This is a genomic window from Azospirillum sp. A26, from assembly GCF_042604635.1.
GTDB lineage: Bacteria > Pseudomonadota > Alphaproteobacteria > Azospirillales > Azospirillaceae > Azospirillum > Azospirillum palustre.
Genome location: NZ_CP170474.1, coordinates 974,209 through 987,796, shown reverse-complemented (window position 1 = coordinate 987,796; position 13,588 = coordinate 974,209). Strand labels below are relative to the sequence as shown.

General features: G+C 66.8%; 11 protein-coding genes. 8 read left to right on the top strand and 3 right to left on the bottom strand.

Annotated elements, in window-relative coordinates; genetic code table 11:
• Positions 1-172 precede the first annotated feature (172 nt).
• The 3 genes from ABNQ39_RS28075 to ABNQ39_RS28065 all read left to right on the top strand — a co-directional run bounded on the left by ABNQ39_RS28075 (position 173) and on the right by ABNQ39_RS28065 (position 3,662).
• On the top strand, positions 173-1,543 hold the full coding sequence (locus tag ABNQ39_RS28075) for an FAD-containing oxidoreductase (RefSeq protein WP_376964715.1): 1,371 nt from the start codon (positions 173-175) through the stop codon (positions 1,541-1,543).
• A gap of 177 nt (positions 1,544-1,720) precedes the next feature.
• Positions 1,721-2,323 (top strand): TetR/AcrR family transcriptional regulator, encoded by a 603-nt coding sequence (locus tag ABNQ39_RS28070; RefSeq protein WP_376964713.1) that lies wholly within the window; start codon positions 1,721-1,723, stop codon positions 2,321-2,323.
• Positions 2,324-2,408: 85 nt separating this feature from the next.
• On the top strand, positions 2,409-3,662 hold the full coding sequence (locus ABNQ39_RS28065) for a YbfB/YjiJ family MFS transporter (protein ID WP_376964711.1): 1,254 nt from the start codon (positions 2,409-2,411) through the stop codon (positions 3,660-3,662).
• Here the strand turns inward: ABNQ39_RS28065 and ABNQ39_RS28060 are convergent.
• Positions 3,611-4,561 (bottom strand): LysR family transcriptional regulator, encoded by a 951-nt coding sequence (locus ABNQ39_RS28060; RefSeq protein WP_376964709.1) that lies wholly within the window; start codon positions 4,559-4,561, stop codon positions 3,611-3,613. The two genes, ABNQ39_RS28065 and ABNQ39_RS28060, sit on opposite strands and share 52 nt — an antisense overlap.
• Positions 4,562-4,651: 90 nt before the next feature.
• Here ABNQ39_RS28060 and ABNQ39_RS28055 point away from each other — a divergent pair, with 90 nt between their 5' ends.
• Together ABNQ39_RS28055 and ABNQ39_RS28050 are read left to right on the top strand one after the other, a co-directional pair.
• Positions 4,652-5,671 carry an NADP-dependent oxidoreductase gene (locus tag ABNQ39_RS28055; RefSeq protein WP_376964707.1) on the top strand — a complete coding sequence of 340 codons (1,020 nt, stop codon included), beginning with the start codon at positions 4,652-4,654 and terminating at the stop codon, positions 5,669-5,671.
• Positions 5,672-5,847: 176 nt separating this feature from the next.
• The gene (locus ABNQ39_RS28050) at positions 5,848-6,288 is read left to right on the top strand and encodes a GNAT family N-acetyltransferase (RefSeq protein ID WP_376964705.1); all 441 of its coding nucleotides are present in this window, start codon (positions 5,848-5,850) and stop codon (positions 6,286-6,288) included.
• A gap of 13 nt (positions 6,289-6,301) precedes the next feature.
• Here ABNQ39_RS28050 and otnI read toward each other — a convergent pair whose 3' ends face one another.
• Both otnI and ABNQ39_RS28040 read right to left on the bottom strand, forming a co-directional pair.
• Positions 6,302-7,135: a 2-oxo-tetronate isomerase gene (gene otnI / locus ABNQ39_RS28045; RefSeq protein WP_428846419.1), complete on the bottom strand. Its 834-nt coding sequence runs from the start codon at positions 7,133-7,135 to the stop codon at positions 6,302-6,304.
• Between the two features lie 44 nt (positions 7,136-7,179).
• On the bottom strand, positions 7,180-9,222 hold the full coding sequence (locus tag ABNQ39_RS28040; protein ID WP_376964703.1) for a HAMP domain-containing methyl-accepting chemotaxis protein: 2,043 nt from the start codon (positions 9,220-9,222) through the stop codon (positions 7,180-7,182).
• A 582-nt stretch (positions 9,223-9,804) separates the two neighbouring features.
• On the opposite strand from ABNQ39_RS28040, the gene ABNQ39_RS28035 reads away from it, so the two are divergent.
• From ABNQ39_RS28035 to ABNQ39_RS28025, 3 genes are all read left to right on the top strand, one after another.
• Positions 9,805-10,494 carry an MOSC domain-containing protein gene (locus tag ABNQ39_RS28035; RefSeq protein WP_376964701.1) on the top strand — a complete coding sequence of 230 codons (690 nt, stop codon included), beginning with the start codon at positions 9,805-9,807 and terminating at the stop codon, positions 10,492-10,494.
• Positions 10,495-10,717: 223 nt separating this feature from the next.
• On the top strand, positions 10,718-12,133 hold the full coding sequence (gene aspA / locus ABNQ39_RS28030; RefSeq protein WP_376964699.1) for an aspartate ammonia-lyase: 1,416 nt from the start codon (positions 10,718-10,720) through the stop codon (positions 12,131-12,133).
• Positions 12,134-12,264: 131 nt separating this feature from the next.
• A complete protein-coding gene (locus ABNQ39_RS28025) occupies positions 12,265-13,542 on the top strand; it encodes a dicarboxylate/amino acid:cation symporter (protein ID WP_376964697.1) in 1,278 nt (425 codons plus the stop codon).
• The last annotated feature ends 46 nt before the right edge of the window (positions 13,543-13,588 follow it).

The window sequence follows — 13,588 nt, the reverse complement described above, 5'->3', positions numbered from 1 at the left end:
AGATTGCCTGCGGGCACCGTCCGGTTCTTGAACGATCTGACGATCACTTGAACGATAGGGATCATCCGCCGCCAGTCATACCTTGGTTTGCTTGGAAGACGCCCGGCACCGGCGTTACCATCCTGCCCCACGCCATTTCCCCGAAGAACGCAACCGGCCGCAGGAGCCTGCCATGGTCGACGCCATCATCATCGGAGCCGGCCAGGCCGGACCGCCGCTCGCCGAACGTCTGACCGCCGCCGGCATGAGCGTGGCGGTGGTCGAGCGCAAGCTGTTCGGCGGCACCTGCGTCAACACCGGCTGCACCCCGACCAAGACGCTGATCGCCAGCGCCCGCGTCGCCCAGATGGCCCGGCGCGCCGCCGAATTCGGTGTGGTGCTGGACGGGCCGGTGCGCATCGACATGGCGCGGGTCAAGGCGCGCAAGGACGAGGTTTCCGGCCGCTCGCGCCAGAATGTCGAACGCTGGCTGCGCGGCATGCCCAACTGCCGTGTGTTGCAGGGCCATGCCCGCTTCGAATCGCCGGGCAGCGTGCGCGTCGGCGATGAGCTGCTGACCGCCGAGCGCATCTTCCTCAATGTCGGCGCCCGTGCCACGATCCCGGATATGCCGGGGGTGCGCGACGTCGACCTGCTGACCAGCGGCACGATCCTGGACCTCGACCATGTGCCCCGTCATCTGGTGGTGGTCGGCGGCAGCTACATCGGCCTCGAGTTCGCCCAGATGTACCGCCGCTTCGGTGCCAAGGTGACGGTGGTGGAGAAGGGGGAGCGGTTGATCGGCCGCGAGGACCCCGACGTGTCCGACGCGATCAGGGAGTTGCTGGAGAAGGAGGGGGTGACCGTCCGGCTGTCGGCCAACTGCATCCGCTTCGCCCGCCATGCCGACGGGGTGGAGGTGGGGGTGAACTGCACGTCCGGCACCCCATCGGTGGTGGGAAGCCATGTGCTGCTGGCCGTCGGCCGCACGCCCAACACCGACGATCTCTGCCTCGACCGTGCCGGCGTGGTGACGGATTCCCGCGGCTTCGTCACGGTGGACGACAAACTGCGCACCAATGTGCCGGGCATCTGGGCGATGGGCGACTGCAACGGGCGGGGCGCCTTCACCCACACCGCCTACAATGATTTCGAGATCGTCGCGGCCAACCTGCTGGACGACGATCCGCGCAGCGTTGACGACCGCATCCAGGCCTATGCGCTCTACACCGATCCGCCGCTGGCGCGCGTCGGCATGACCGACGAGGCGGTCCGCCGCTCCGGCCGGCGGGCGCTGGTCGGCCAGCGGGCGATGACCCGTGTCGGCCGTGCGGTGGAAAAGGGCGAGGCCCAGGGCTTCATGCGCATCGTCGTCGATGCCGACAGCCAGGAGATCCTCGGCGCCGCCATCCTCGGCCCCGGCGGTGACGAGGCGATCCACGGCGTGCTCGACATGATGTACGCCAAGGCGCCCTACCCCACCCTGCAACGCGCCGTCCACATCCACCCCACCGTCGCCGAACTGCTGCCGACCCTGTTGGGCGAGCTGAAGCCGCTGGAGTAGGAAGAGCCGAAAGCGGTTTTGTTCGAAGCAGGCAAGGGGCACGCACCGGAGACGGTGGCGGCACGGCTGGGCGCAGAGCAGAGCAGCGTTTGCGCACCACAGAAACTCCTTGACCCCGGACCATGCCACGTCGATTTTAGATCACACGATCTAAAACGGGTTCGGGAGGGGGGAGCGATGGCTCGGCCGCGGAAATTCGACGAGACGGCGGTGCTGGATGCGGCGGTGGACCGCTTCTGGACCCAGGGCTTTGAGGCGACCTCCACCCGCGAACTGGCGGAGAGCATGCAGATGACTCTTGCCAGCATGCACAACGCCTTCGGTGACAAGCGGGCGCTGTTCCGCCGCTCGCTGGAGCATTACCTGGACGGTTCCCTGCGCGCCCGCATCGCCCGTCACGAGGCGGCACCCTCCCCGGCCGCGGCCATCGCCGGCTTCCTGCGGGAAAGCATCGAGCGCTCGCTCGGCGACGGCTGCCGGCGCGGCTGCCTGCTGGTCAATTCGGCGCTGGAGGTCACGCCGGCCGATCCTGAGATGCGCGACTACCTGAACACCGAACTGGCGACCATCGAGGATTTCTTCCGCCGCTGCATCGTCAAGGGACGGCAGGGCGGCGAGATCCCCGCCGGCATCGATGCCGACGACGCGGCCCGCCTGCTCTTCTCCTGCCTGTTGGGCATCCGGGTGCTGGCCCGCGTCCGCCCCGAACGCAGCCTGCTGGAGGGGGCGGCCCGCGCCGCCCTCGCCAGCCTCGGCCTGCCGCCGATGCCGGACAGCTGATCCTACCCTCCGACCTCCATTCCCAAGATTTCCCGATCAACCGGGCGGGCCGCAGCCGCGGCGCCGTCAACAGGGACGCACGCCCATGAGCACGACCTCCGTTGGTGCGAAGGATCACCTCGACAGTTCCGCCTGGATGGCGACGTTCGCCGGCATGGCGGGCAGCCTCGTCGCCATCGGCTTGGCACGCTTCGCCTACTCCCCGCTGGTCCCGTCGCTGATCGAGGCTCACTGGTTCTCCGCCGGTGACGCCGTGACGCTGGGGGCGGCGAATTTCGCCGGCTATCTGGCGGGCGCCTTGCTCGGCCGGCCGCTGGCCGGGCTGCTGCCGAACCGGGCGCTGTTGCGACTGCTGATGCTGGCGACATCCCTCGCCTTCATCGCCTGCGCCTATCCGTTGTCGCTGGCCTGGTTCTTCGGCTGGCGCTTCGTCTCCGGCCTTGCCGGCGGCGCCATCATGGTCCTCGTCGCGACCAGCATCCTGCCCCACATCCCCGCCTCGCGGCGCGGCTTCGTCAGCGGCATGATCTTCCTCGGCATCGGGCTTGGCATCGCCGCGTCGGGCACCGCCGTGCCGGCGCTGATGCGGCTCGGCCTGCACGAGACGTGGCTTGGGCTTGGCGGGCTGTCGCTGCTGCTGACCACCCTGTCCTGGTTCGGCTGGCCGGCCTCGGCCCCGCCGCAGGGCATTGCCGCCCCGGCGGTCGAGCATGCCCCGAAGCATGAGGGAGGGATCCTGCGCACCCTCTACGGCGAGTATGCGCTGAACGCCCTCGGGCTGGTGCCGGTGATGCTGCTGCTGGTCGATTACGTCGCCCGCGGGCTGGGCCATGGCGCGGACACCGGCGCCTTCTATTGGGTCCTCTATGGCGTGGCGTCGGTGGCCGGGCCGGTCGCCGTCGGATCGCTGGCCGACCGGGTCGGTTATGCAGCGGCCTACCGCGTCGCCCTGCTGCTCCAGGCGGTGTCCGTCGCCGCCCTGGCGGTCAGCGGCAGTCCGCTGGTGGTCGGCGCTGCCACGGTGATCATCGGCGCCCTGACGCCGGGCGTGGTTCCCCTGGTGCTGGGCCGCATCCACGAGCTGCTGCCGCACAGCCAGACCGAACAGCGCGCGGCCTGGAGCCGGGCCACCACCGCCTTCGCCCTGTTCCAGGCGCTGGGCGGCTACGGATACTCCTATCTCTTCGCCCACAGCGGGCAGAGCTATGCCGCCGTCTTCCTGTGCGGCGCCGTCGCCCTGACGGTTGCGCTCGGCGCCGACATCCTGGTCAACGCCCGCCGCCGTCATCACTCTGAAAAGCGGGCCGGAAAGCGGGCCACCGCCGTCATCCGCTCCTGAAACTCCGTCTGCAACAGGGCCAGGAAGGCGCGCACCGCCGGGTTGGTCCTGCGGCTTTCCGGCCAGAGAGCTGTGATATTGTGCCGCTCGACGGCGAAGTCGGACAGCACCGGGACCAGTTCGCCGCGCGCCACATAGGGGGCGGCGATGAAGGTGGCGGCGATGCCGATGCCGCCGCCGGCCGCCAGCGCGGCGACCAGCGCGTCGCTTACATCGACGACGATGCCGGAGGGTGGCACGACCTCGACCAGACGCTCGCCGATCCGGAAGGGCCAGCGCAGCGTCTGCCCCGTGCTCTGGAAGCGCAGGCTGACGGTGTCGTGCCCATCCAGCCCGTCCGGGTGCACCGGCGTGCCACGGGCCGCCAGATAGGCGGGCGAGGCGAAGCAGCAGAGCCGATGCGGTGCCAGCCGGCGCGACAGCAGCCGTGAATCCGCAAGCTCGCCGATCCGCACCGCAACGTCGATCCCCTCTTCGATCAGGTCGACCATCCGGTCGTTCAGGCGCAGATCGACCGACACCTTCGGGTGGAGCCGCCGGAACGCCGGCAGCGCCGGTGCGATGACATGGACGCCGATCGGCAGCGATGCCGCGACCCGCAGCGTGCCCGAAGGCTCCGAGCGGGCCGCCATCGCCGCCTGCTCGATCTCCTCCGCGTCGCGCAGCAGCCTCAGCGCCCGCTCATGCAGGTCCCTCCCCTCCGCCGTCAGCGTCAGCGAACGCGTCGTCCGGGTGAACAACGACACGCCGAGCCGCTGTTCCAGCCGCTGCACGCTCTTGCTGACGGCCGAAGGCGAGACCGACAGCGCATGGGCGGCGGCGGTGAAGCTGCCCAATGTCCCAGCGCGCGCGAAAGCGATCAGGCCGGTCAGGCTCTCCAGGACGATTTGTTCCTTCATGGCATGAGTGAAGCGATATCGAGGCCGATTATCAATCCCAAAACCGTCTGCCATATGGTCATCCGGTCCTGAACACCTGGAAAGGAGACCATGATGAGCGAAACGATGAAAGCGGTCCGGCTGCACGCCTTCGGCGGTCCGGAGGTTCTGGTTTACGAAGACGCGCCGAAGCCGGTGCCGAAGCCGGGCGAGGTCCTGATCCGCGTCCATGCGGTCGGCATCAATCCTCCCGACTGGTATCTGCGCGACGGCTATCGGATGCTTCCGCCCGAATGGCAGCCGAAGGTCTCCTTCCCCGTCATCGTCGGGACGGACGTTTCCGGCGTTGTCGAGGCCGTCGCCGACGATGTGCGCACGCCGGCGCCCGGCGACGAGGTCTATGCGATGATCCGGTTTCCCGCCGGCCTCGCCGGGGACAGCCGGGCCTATGCGGAGTATGTCACCGCACCGGCGACGGATGTCGGCCGCAAGCCGGCCGGCATCGGCCATGTGCAGGCTGCCGCGGCCCCGATGTCGCTGCTGACCGCATGGCAGTTCCTGATCGATCTGGGCCATGACGAACCGAACCCGCTCCAGCCGCACCAGCACCGGCCGGTGCCGCTCGACGGCAGGACCGTGTTGGTCAACGGGGCCGCCGGCGGTGTCGGGCATCTGGCGCTTCAGCTTGCGAAATGGCGGGGCGCACGCGTCATCGCCGTCGCCTCCACCCGGCATGCAGCGCTTCTGCGCGACCTCGGCGCCGACGAGGTCATCGATTACACCAAGGTCAAGGCCGAGGAGATGGTGCGCGGGGTCGACCTCGTCGTCGATGCGGTCGGCGGTCCATCCTCCGCCCGGTTCCTGAAGACGCTGAAGCGCGGCGGCGCCCTGTTTCCGATCTTCCCGCTGGGCCTCGACGCCGCGGCCGAGGCAGCGGAGCGGGGCGTCACGGTTTCGGCGACACAGGTCCGCTCCAACGGCGCGCAACTGACGGAAATCGCCGGGCTTCTCGACAACGGCACCCTCCGCGTCGTCATCGACAGCGTCTTCCCCCTTGCAGACGCCCGCCTTGCCCACGAGCGCGCCGCGAAGGGCCATGTTCAGGGCAAGATCGTGCTCACCGCCGTCTGACCGGGCGGTCCCACCCGGCATTGCCCGAGCAACCACACTCACTGATTGCGAGCAAATCCGGCAACGGCCAAACCGATGGAAGCCGAAGCTCAAGCCCAGGCTTGCAACCCGCTTCACTCACGCACCATTCTGTGACCGCAGCAAATATGAGAATGCGGACACCGAGAGGACGCGACGTGCAGTCAGAGATTGTTGAGATTCCCGAAGGGCAGACCAAAACGGCCGTGCCGGCCCTGCAGGTGCTGTGGCCGAAATACGATGCGGCGGAGATGACCCGCATCATCGACACGGAGCTGCGGCCGAACGGCTACCGCCTCGTCGGCATCATTCCTGAACCGGGCGGCCCGGTGGCCTGTGTCGTGGGCTTCCGCCTGCAACAGTCGCTGTGGCTGGGGAAGTCCCTCTACATCGTCGACATGGCGACGCTGCCGGACTATCGCGGCCGCGGCTATGCCGCCCTCATCCTCGACTGGGTGAAGGCGGAGGCCGAACGGCTGGACTGCAAGGCGCTGCATCTCGACTCGGCCGTCGGTCCGGAGCGCAGCAGCGCCCATCGCGTCTATATGGGCAAGCGCTACCAGATCGCCTGCCACCACTTCGTGCACAAGCTGGGCTAGCCTTGCGGGACCGTCACCGGGCCGCTGCGCGATACGGGGCGAACCAGCCGAGCCCGTCCAGCGTGGCGGCGCGCGGCCGGTATTCGCAGCCGACGAAACCGCCATAGCCGAGCCGCTCCAACTCGGCAAACAGGAAGGGCCAGTTCAGCTCCTCGCCGTCCGGTTCGTTGCGCGACGGGACGGAGGCGATCTGCACATGCCCAACCAGCGGCATCAGCCGGCGCAGCGCCGTGGTCACGTCGCCATGCAGGATCTGCCGATGGTAGAGGTCGAACTGGAGCCGGACGTTGGGCAGCGCGGCCTCGGCGATCAGCCGTTCGGCAAGGCCGAAATCGTTCAGGAAATAACCGGGCATGTCGCGCCCGTTGATCGGCTCCAGCAGCAGCTCGATCCCGCGGTCCGCCAGCGCCTCTCCGGCATGGCGGACGGCCCGCCGGTAGGCGTCGAGCGCAACCGAATCGGCGGATTTGGCCAGCCCGGCCATCATGTGGAGACGCCGGCAGCCTGTTGCCCCGGCATACTCCAGCGCCGTGGCGACCGCAGCACGGAACTCGTCGAACCGGTCCGGCAGGGCGGCCAGCCCGCGCTCGCCGGCCGCCCAGTCGCCGGGCGGCATGTTGAACAGCGCCTGGGTCAGGCCGTTGCGCTCCAGCCGCTGCGCCACCGCGTCCGGCGCATGCTCGTAGGGAAAGAGATATTCGACTGCCCGGAACCCGGCATCGGCGGCGGCGGCGAAGCGGTCGAGGAACGGCCACTCCGTGAACATCATCGTCAGGTTCGCGGCGAAGGCGGGCATGGCGGCGGTGAACTCCCAAAAGGCTGCTGACGTGTCCGGATCCTGCATCATACCCCAGCCTCCGGGCAACCGCCGGCTTTCTGCGGAAGGCCCGGTCAGGCCGCCCGGATGTCCGCCAGGAAGCTCTCAAGGTTCGCCCGCAGCATTTCCGACTGGTACGCCAGATCCTCCGCTGCGCTCAGCACCTGGGAGGCGGCGGCCCCGGTGTGCCCCGTCGCTTCCATCACCTGCTGGATGTTGCGGGCAACCTCCTCCGTCCCGGCCGCGGCTTCGGTGACACTCCGGGTGATCTCCCCGGTCGCGGCATTCTGCTCCTCCACCGCGGAGGCAATGGCGGCGGTGATCTCGTTCATCTGGCGGATCATGCCGGAATTCACCCGGATCGCCTCGACCACCCCACCGGTGGCGGCCTGAATGGCGCCGATCTGCGCGGTGATCTCGTCGGTGGCACGGGCGGTCTGTTGGGCAAGGCTCTTCACCTCGGCGGCGACGACCGCAAAACCCTTGCCATGCTCGCCGGCGCGAGCCGCCTCGATGGTGGCGTTCAGGGCCAGCAGGTTGGTCTGCCCGGCGATGGCGGAGATCAGGGCAACCACGTCGCTGATTTTCCGGGCGGAATCGGCCAGCCCCTGCACGGTCGCGTCGGTGTGCGCGGACTGGGAGACGGCATCGTTGGCAATCGACGAAGACCGGGTGACCTGCCGCGCGATCTCCTGTAGCGACGCCACCATTTCCTCGGCGGCGGTGGCGACCGTCTGCACATTGGCGGAGGTCTGCTCCGCCGCACCGGCCGATGCGGTCGACTGCCGGTTGGTCTGCTCGGCCGTCTCGTTCATCTGATGCGCGGTGCTGTCCAGTTCGGTGGAGGCGGAGGACACCGTGCGCAGGATGCCGGCGACGGTCCCCTCGAACTCGGCGACCAGCCGGTCCACCGTCGCCGTCCGGGCCTCCTTGCGCTGCTGCTCGGCCTTCTGTTCCGCCTCCAGCCGGCGGGCCGTGACCGCATTCTCCTTGAACACCGTCACCGCTGCGGCCATGGCGCCGATCTCGTCCTTCTGTCCGGCGCCGGGGACGGCGATGTCCAGATTGCCGCCGGCCAGTTCCCGCATCGTGCCGGTCATGGCGGTCACCGGCCAGGTGATCGCCCGGCTGATCAAGCCGGCGCAGATCAGGCCGGCCAAAAGCCCACTGGCCGAGAACAGGACAACCAGCATCTCCGTGTTGGCGATATCGTCCAGGGTGGATTGGCGAATGCGATCCGTCTCCGCCAGGGCATTCCGGCTGATCGCCTCCGCCTCTTCGGTGACGGCCGTGCCGGCTTGCGTCATCTCACCGTTGATCAGCTCATTGACGGTGTTGCTCAGTTCCTTCGCCCGCACAAAGCCGGCTTGGTAGCGCAAGACCATAGCCTGGAGATTCTTCACCTTCGTTGCATACGGACGGTCGGCGACTGCGCCAGCCAGCTGTTGGAGGAGCCGGGCGAGTGCGGCGAAAGCCTCGTCGGCCTTCCTGGCGGACTCGTCGTCGTGCCGGGCCAGCATCTTGTTGGCGGACAGCCGCCCTATCATCAATGTTTCGATGCTTTCCCAGGCATGGGCGACGGCAACACCGTCGCCGGCCTTTGCAGCTTCATCGCGGATATGCCCCAATTCGACGCGGGCATCCAGTCCCAGCGGATCCAGGGTTTCCGTCACCAACCCCATCAGTTCGTGCTGCATCGGCGCAACACGCTGGAAGCCGTCCATATACTGACCAAGGTGGTTCCTGGCGAGATTCAGCCTGGATTTCAGGTCAGGATCGCGGACGAGGCCATAGGCCGTCTCGAAACTCGCGCGCAGCTTCTCCATGGCTTGGCGGGCCATCGCTTCGCGGCTGGCATTGCCGCTCAATGCGAATTCACGCACGGCACCACGCATGGCCAACACTTCCATCTCGATGTTGGAAGCCACGTCCATGACCGAGACGCCGTGATCGTAAGTTTCGAACTGATGGGAGATGTTGCTGAAAGACAAATAGCTTCGTCCCGCCAGTCCAACCATGATCAGCAGCACGACACCGAAGCCGATTGCGATCTTCCGTCCGATCCTGATGTTTGCAAGCATCCCGCCCGCAGGGGCCGCACCTGTGAACCCGGTCATCTCATTCCCCCACGCACCTGTAGTCGTCACATAAGCTGGCCTGCACCAAATATGCCACTTTGGTGCCGCAAAACCGGCACTAAAGTCCTGTTATTTAAAACGAGGCGATTCTCAGTCACGAACGTTGTCGGACGATGTGCTTCGGTACTGCCCCTGTGCTGAAATTCGTTCCCGTCAGGAGCGATACAGAATAAATACGACTTCCCTAGGCAGAGAAAATAGGTATTTTTCTATATTAAACATAAAAATATTTTAATGCTTTCGTATTTCTCAGAATTATCTTAATATAAATGGCTTATCTCGCATCGATTGACGAAATTATTTATGACTTTTAATTCCATAATATATTAAGGGTGACAATTTTAGCCTCACAACGATATCTCCCCACTGGATTCCTGCCTCGCAGATTGCAAGAAATGTCCTTCGGACTGCGGCTCAATTCGCAGGATGGAATGACTTGGCACCCCCGCATTGCTGGCCTGCCGCTGCGATGGGTTGGCGGATACCGGGCGAACAGCGATAAGGGAGGCCGCGCAAAAAAAGCCTCAGCCAAGCGGCAATCACGAAAGCGGAGAAGGGCCGATGACCAAGTCCACCATGCTGAACGCAGTCCTGACCGGCAAGGCGGTCCCGTTCGGCCGGCCGGACACGCTCAGCGCCATCGGCAAGCATCCGGTCGATGCCGCCATCGCCGTCGGTCCGGCCGGCCTCGAAGGCGACGAACAGGCCGACCGTCGCAACCATGGCGGGCCGGACAAGGCAATCCACCATTATCCCTTCGATCATTACGCGGCATGGCGCGGCGACCTGCCAGCCTCCTGCCCGCTGCTGGAATCCGTCGGTGCCTTCGGCGAGAACCTCTCCACGCTCGGCCTGACGGAGGAGACGGTCTGCGTCGGCGATATCTTCCGCATCGGCACGGCGACGGTGCAGGTCAGCCAGGGGCGCCAACCCTGCTGGAAGCTGAACCATCGCTTCGGCGTGAAAGATATGGCGCGGCGGGTACAATCCACCGGCCGGACCGGCTGGTATTATCGCGTGCTGGAGCCGGGCATAGTCGCCGCCGGCGACGGGATCGCTCTGGTCGAGCGTCCGTTGACCGACTGGCCGCTGGCCCGCATCCTGCGCGCCTTCTACCACGACACTGGCGACCTCCCGACGCTCGCCGGCATCGCGGAGCTGGAGCCGCTCGCCACCGGCTGGCGCACTCTGGCCCGGCGCCGGGTGGAGAGCGGCAGGGTGGAGGACTGGTCCGGCCGCCTCGGCGAGTAATCCGACGCGGGCAGCCCGCCCGGCCCGTTCGGATTTCCGAACGCCCGAGCGCGGGCCGCGTTCGGAAATCCGAACATCAGCGGTTCTGACCAGCAATCCTATCCAAAAAGATCAATGGCTTAGGCCGCGACGTCCTGTCAGCCCGCGCTGGCATGGCGGTTGCTCCTGATTGGTTGCGTCCCGCGCAGACGGGACGGTCTCAATCAAGGGAGCGAAACGTACGATGCCTGCCACAACGCGCACCGAACACGACCTGCTGGGCGACCGCGAAGTCCCGGCCGATGCCTATTACGGCGTCCACACCCTGCGCGCTGTCGAGAATTTCCCGATCACCGGCACGCCGATTTCCCACTACCCCGATCTGGTCCGCGCGCTCGCCGAGATCAAGATGGCAGCATCCCGCGCCAACCATGAACTCGGCCTGCTGAACGCCGAGCGGGCCGACGCCATCGCCGCCGCCTGCCGCGAGATCCGCGCCGGCAAGCTGCACGACCAGTTCGTCGTCGATGTGATCCAGGGCGGCGCCGGCACCTCGACCAACATGAACGCCAACGAGGTGATCGCCAATCTGGCGCTGGAGATCCTGGGCCACAGCCGGGGCGACTACGCCCACCTGCACCCCAACGAACATGTGAATATGAGCCAGTCGACCAACGACGTCTATCCGACGGCGCTGAAGCTGGCGACCTACACCGGCATCTTCCGGCTGGTGGAGGCGATGGGCCATCTGCGCGCCGCTTTCCAGCGCAAGGCCGACGAGTTCCGCGACATCCTGAAGATGGGCCGCACCCAGCTGCAGGACGCCGTCCCGATGACGCTGGGCCAGGAATTCTCGACCTACGCCGTCATGCTGGCCGAGGATGAGGAGCGGCTGAAGGAGGCCGCCCTGCTGATCCGCGAGATCAACCTGGGCGCCACCGCCATCGGCACCGGCATCAACGCCCATCCCCAATACGCCGCCCTGGTCTGCCGCCGTCTGGCCGAGATCAGCGGCGTGCCCGTGCTCACCGCCCCCAATCTGATCGAGGCGACGCAGGATTGCGGCAGCTTCGTCCAGCTGTCGGGCGTGCTGAAGCGGGTGGCGGTGAAGCTGTCCAAGACCTGCAACGACCTTCGCCTGCTGTCCAGCGGCCCGCGCGCCGGCTTCGGCGAGATCAACCTGCCGGCGCGTCAGGCCGGCTCGTCGATCATGCCGGGCAAGGTCAACCCGGTGATCCCGGAGGTGGTCAACCAGATCGCCTTCGAGGTGATCGGCAACGACATGACCGTCACCTTCGCCGCCGAGGCCGGTCAGCTCCAGCTGAACGCCTTCGAGCCGATCATCGCGCACAGCCTGTTCAAGAGCATCACCCACCTGCGCCAGGGCTGCCTGGTGCTGGCCGACCGCTGCGTCAACGGCATCACCGCCAACCGCGACCATCTGGAAGCGGGCGTGCGCAACTCCATCGGCATCGTCACCGCGCTGAACCCCTACATCGGCTACGCCAACGCCACCGAGGTGGCCGCCGAGGCCCACCGCACCGGCAAGGGTGTCGCCGAACTGGTGGAGGCGCGCGGCCTGATGACCGCCGCCGCCCTGGCCGAGGTGCTGCGGCCGGAGGTGCTGACCCAGCCGCGGCTGCTTGCCACCGCCGGCTGACCCGTTCCGCCACCCGGCCCCGTTTCCGGCTCCTTTCCAGATATTGGGGAAGAGCCAGGGGGCCGGCTCCCATCGACCGCAACCCGGCCGACGCTGACAGGCGGGCGGGACCAAGGTGAGGTAACAGGACCATGAACAAACAGACGACGCTGATCATCGTCGCCATGCTGCTGGGCATCGTCACCGGCTATGTCTGCAACAGCCTGTTCGACGCTGCCACCGCCAAGGAGATCGCGGGCTATTTCGCGATGGTGACGGACATCTTCCTGCGCCTGATCAAGATGATCATCGCCCCCCTGATCTTCGCCACCCTGGTCGCGGGCATGGCCGGCATGGGCGACGCCCGCACCGTCGGCCGCATCGGCGGCAAGGCGGTGGGCTGGTTCCTGATGGCGTCCTTCGTGTCGCTGTTCATCGGGCTGATCTTCGCCAACCTGCTGCATCCGGGCGCCAATGTCGGCGTGCCGCTGCCCGACGTGGCGGCCAGCGCCGGCCTGAAGACCTCCGCCCTGAACCTCAAGGATTTCCTGACCCACGTCTTCCCGCGCAACTTCTTCGAGGCGATGGCGAACAACGAGATCCTGCAGATCCTGATCTTCTCGGTCTTCGTCGGCCTCGCCATCGGCCAGTTGCGCGACACCAAGGCCGGCCTGCTCGCCCGCTCGATCGAAGAGGTCGTGCCGGTGATGCTGAAGGTCACCGACTATGTGATGCGCTTCGCCCCCATCGGCGTCTTCGCCGCCGTCGCCAACGTGGTGACCACCCAGGGGCTGGGCGTGCTGCTGGTCTACGGCAAGTTCATGGGCAGCTTCTACGTGGCGCTGGCTGTGCTGTGGGCGGTGCTGGTCTTCGCCGGCTTCGTCGTGCTGAAGGGTGAGGTGTTCCGCGTGGTCAAGGCGATGCGCCAGCCGATGCTGCTGGGCTTCTCCACCGCGTCGAGCGAATCCGCCTATCCGCGGGTCATGGAAGAGCTGAAAGCGCTCGGCGTGCGCGAGCGGGTGATCGGCTTCGTGCTGCCGCTCGGCTACTCCTTCAACCTCGACGGCTCGATGATCTACACGGCCTTCGCGTCGCTGTTCATCGCCCAGGCCTATGGCATCCCGCTGACGCTGGAACAGCAGATCGTCATGCTGCTGGTGCTGATGGTGTCGAGCAAGGGCATCGCCGGCGTTCCGCGCTCCTCGCTGGTGGTGGTGGCCGCGGTACTGCCGATGTTCCACCTGCCGGAGGCCGGCGTGCTGCTGATCATGGGCATCGACCACTTCCTCGACATGGGCCGCACCGCCACCAACGTGCTGGGCAACGGCATCGCCACCACGGTGGTCGCCAAGTGGGAGAACGCCATCGGTGTGGAAGAGGACGAAGAGGAGGCCGGCGCCGCCCTTCCCTCCCCGGCCGCCGCCGAGTAACGGACGGGCGCTCTGAAAAAGCGGCTCGGAAGACAGGCGGGCAATG

What these genes read in the sequence shown, in the direction of transcription:
- ABNQ39_RS28040 (WP_376964703.1), bottom strand. Translation starts at nt 9,222, where the DNA reads ATGACCGGGTTCACAGGTGCGGCCCCTGCGGGCGGGATGCTTGCAAAC.
- ABNQ39_RS28035 (WP_376964701.1), top strand. Translation starts at nt 9,805, where the DNA reads ATGACCAAGTCCACCATGCTGAACGCAGTCCTGACCGGCAAGGCGGTC.
- otnI (WP_428846419.1), bottom strand. Translation starts at nt 7,135, where the DNA reads ATGATGCAGGATCCGGACACGTCAGCAGCCTTTTGGGAGTTCACCGCC.
- ABNQ39_RS28060 (WP_376964709.1), bottom strand. Translation starts at nt 4,561, where the DNA reads ATGAAGGAACAAATCGTCCTGGAGAGCCTGACCGGCCTGATCGCTTTC.
- ABNQ39_RS28055 (WP_376964707.1), top strand. Translation starts at nt 4,652, where the DNA reads ATGATGAGCGAAACGATGAAAGCGGTCCGGCTGCACGCCTTCGGCGGT.
- ABNQ39_RS28025 (WP_376964697.1), top strand. Translation starts at nt 12,265, where the DNA reads ATGAACAAACAGACGACGCTGATCATCGTCGCCATGCTGCTGGGCATC.
- aspA (WP_376964699.1), top strand. Translation starts at nt 10,718, where the DNA reads ATGCCTGCCACAACGCGCACCGAACACGACCTGCTGGGCGACCGCGAA.
- ABNQ39_RS28065 (WP_376964711.1), top strand. Translation starts at nt 2,409, where the DNA reads ATGAGCACGACCTCCGTTGGTGCGAAGGATCACCTCGACAGTTCCGCC.
- ABNQ39_RS28075 (WP_376964715.1), top strand. Translation starts at nt 173, where the DNA reads ATGGTCGACGCCATCATCATCGGAGCCGGCCAGGCCGGACCGCCGCTC.
- ABNQ39_RS28070 (WP_376964713.1), top strand. Translation starts at nt 1,721, where the DNA reads ATGGCTCGGCCGCGGAAATTCGACGAGACGGCGGTGCTGGATGCGGCG.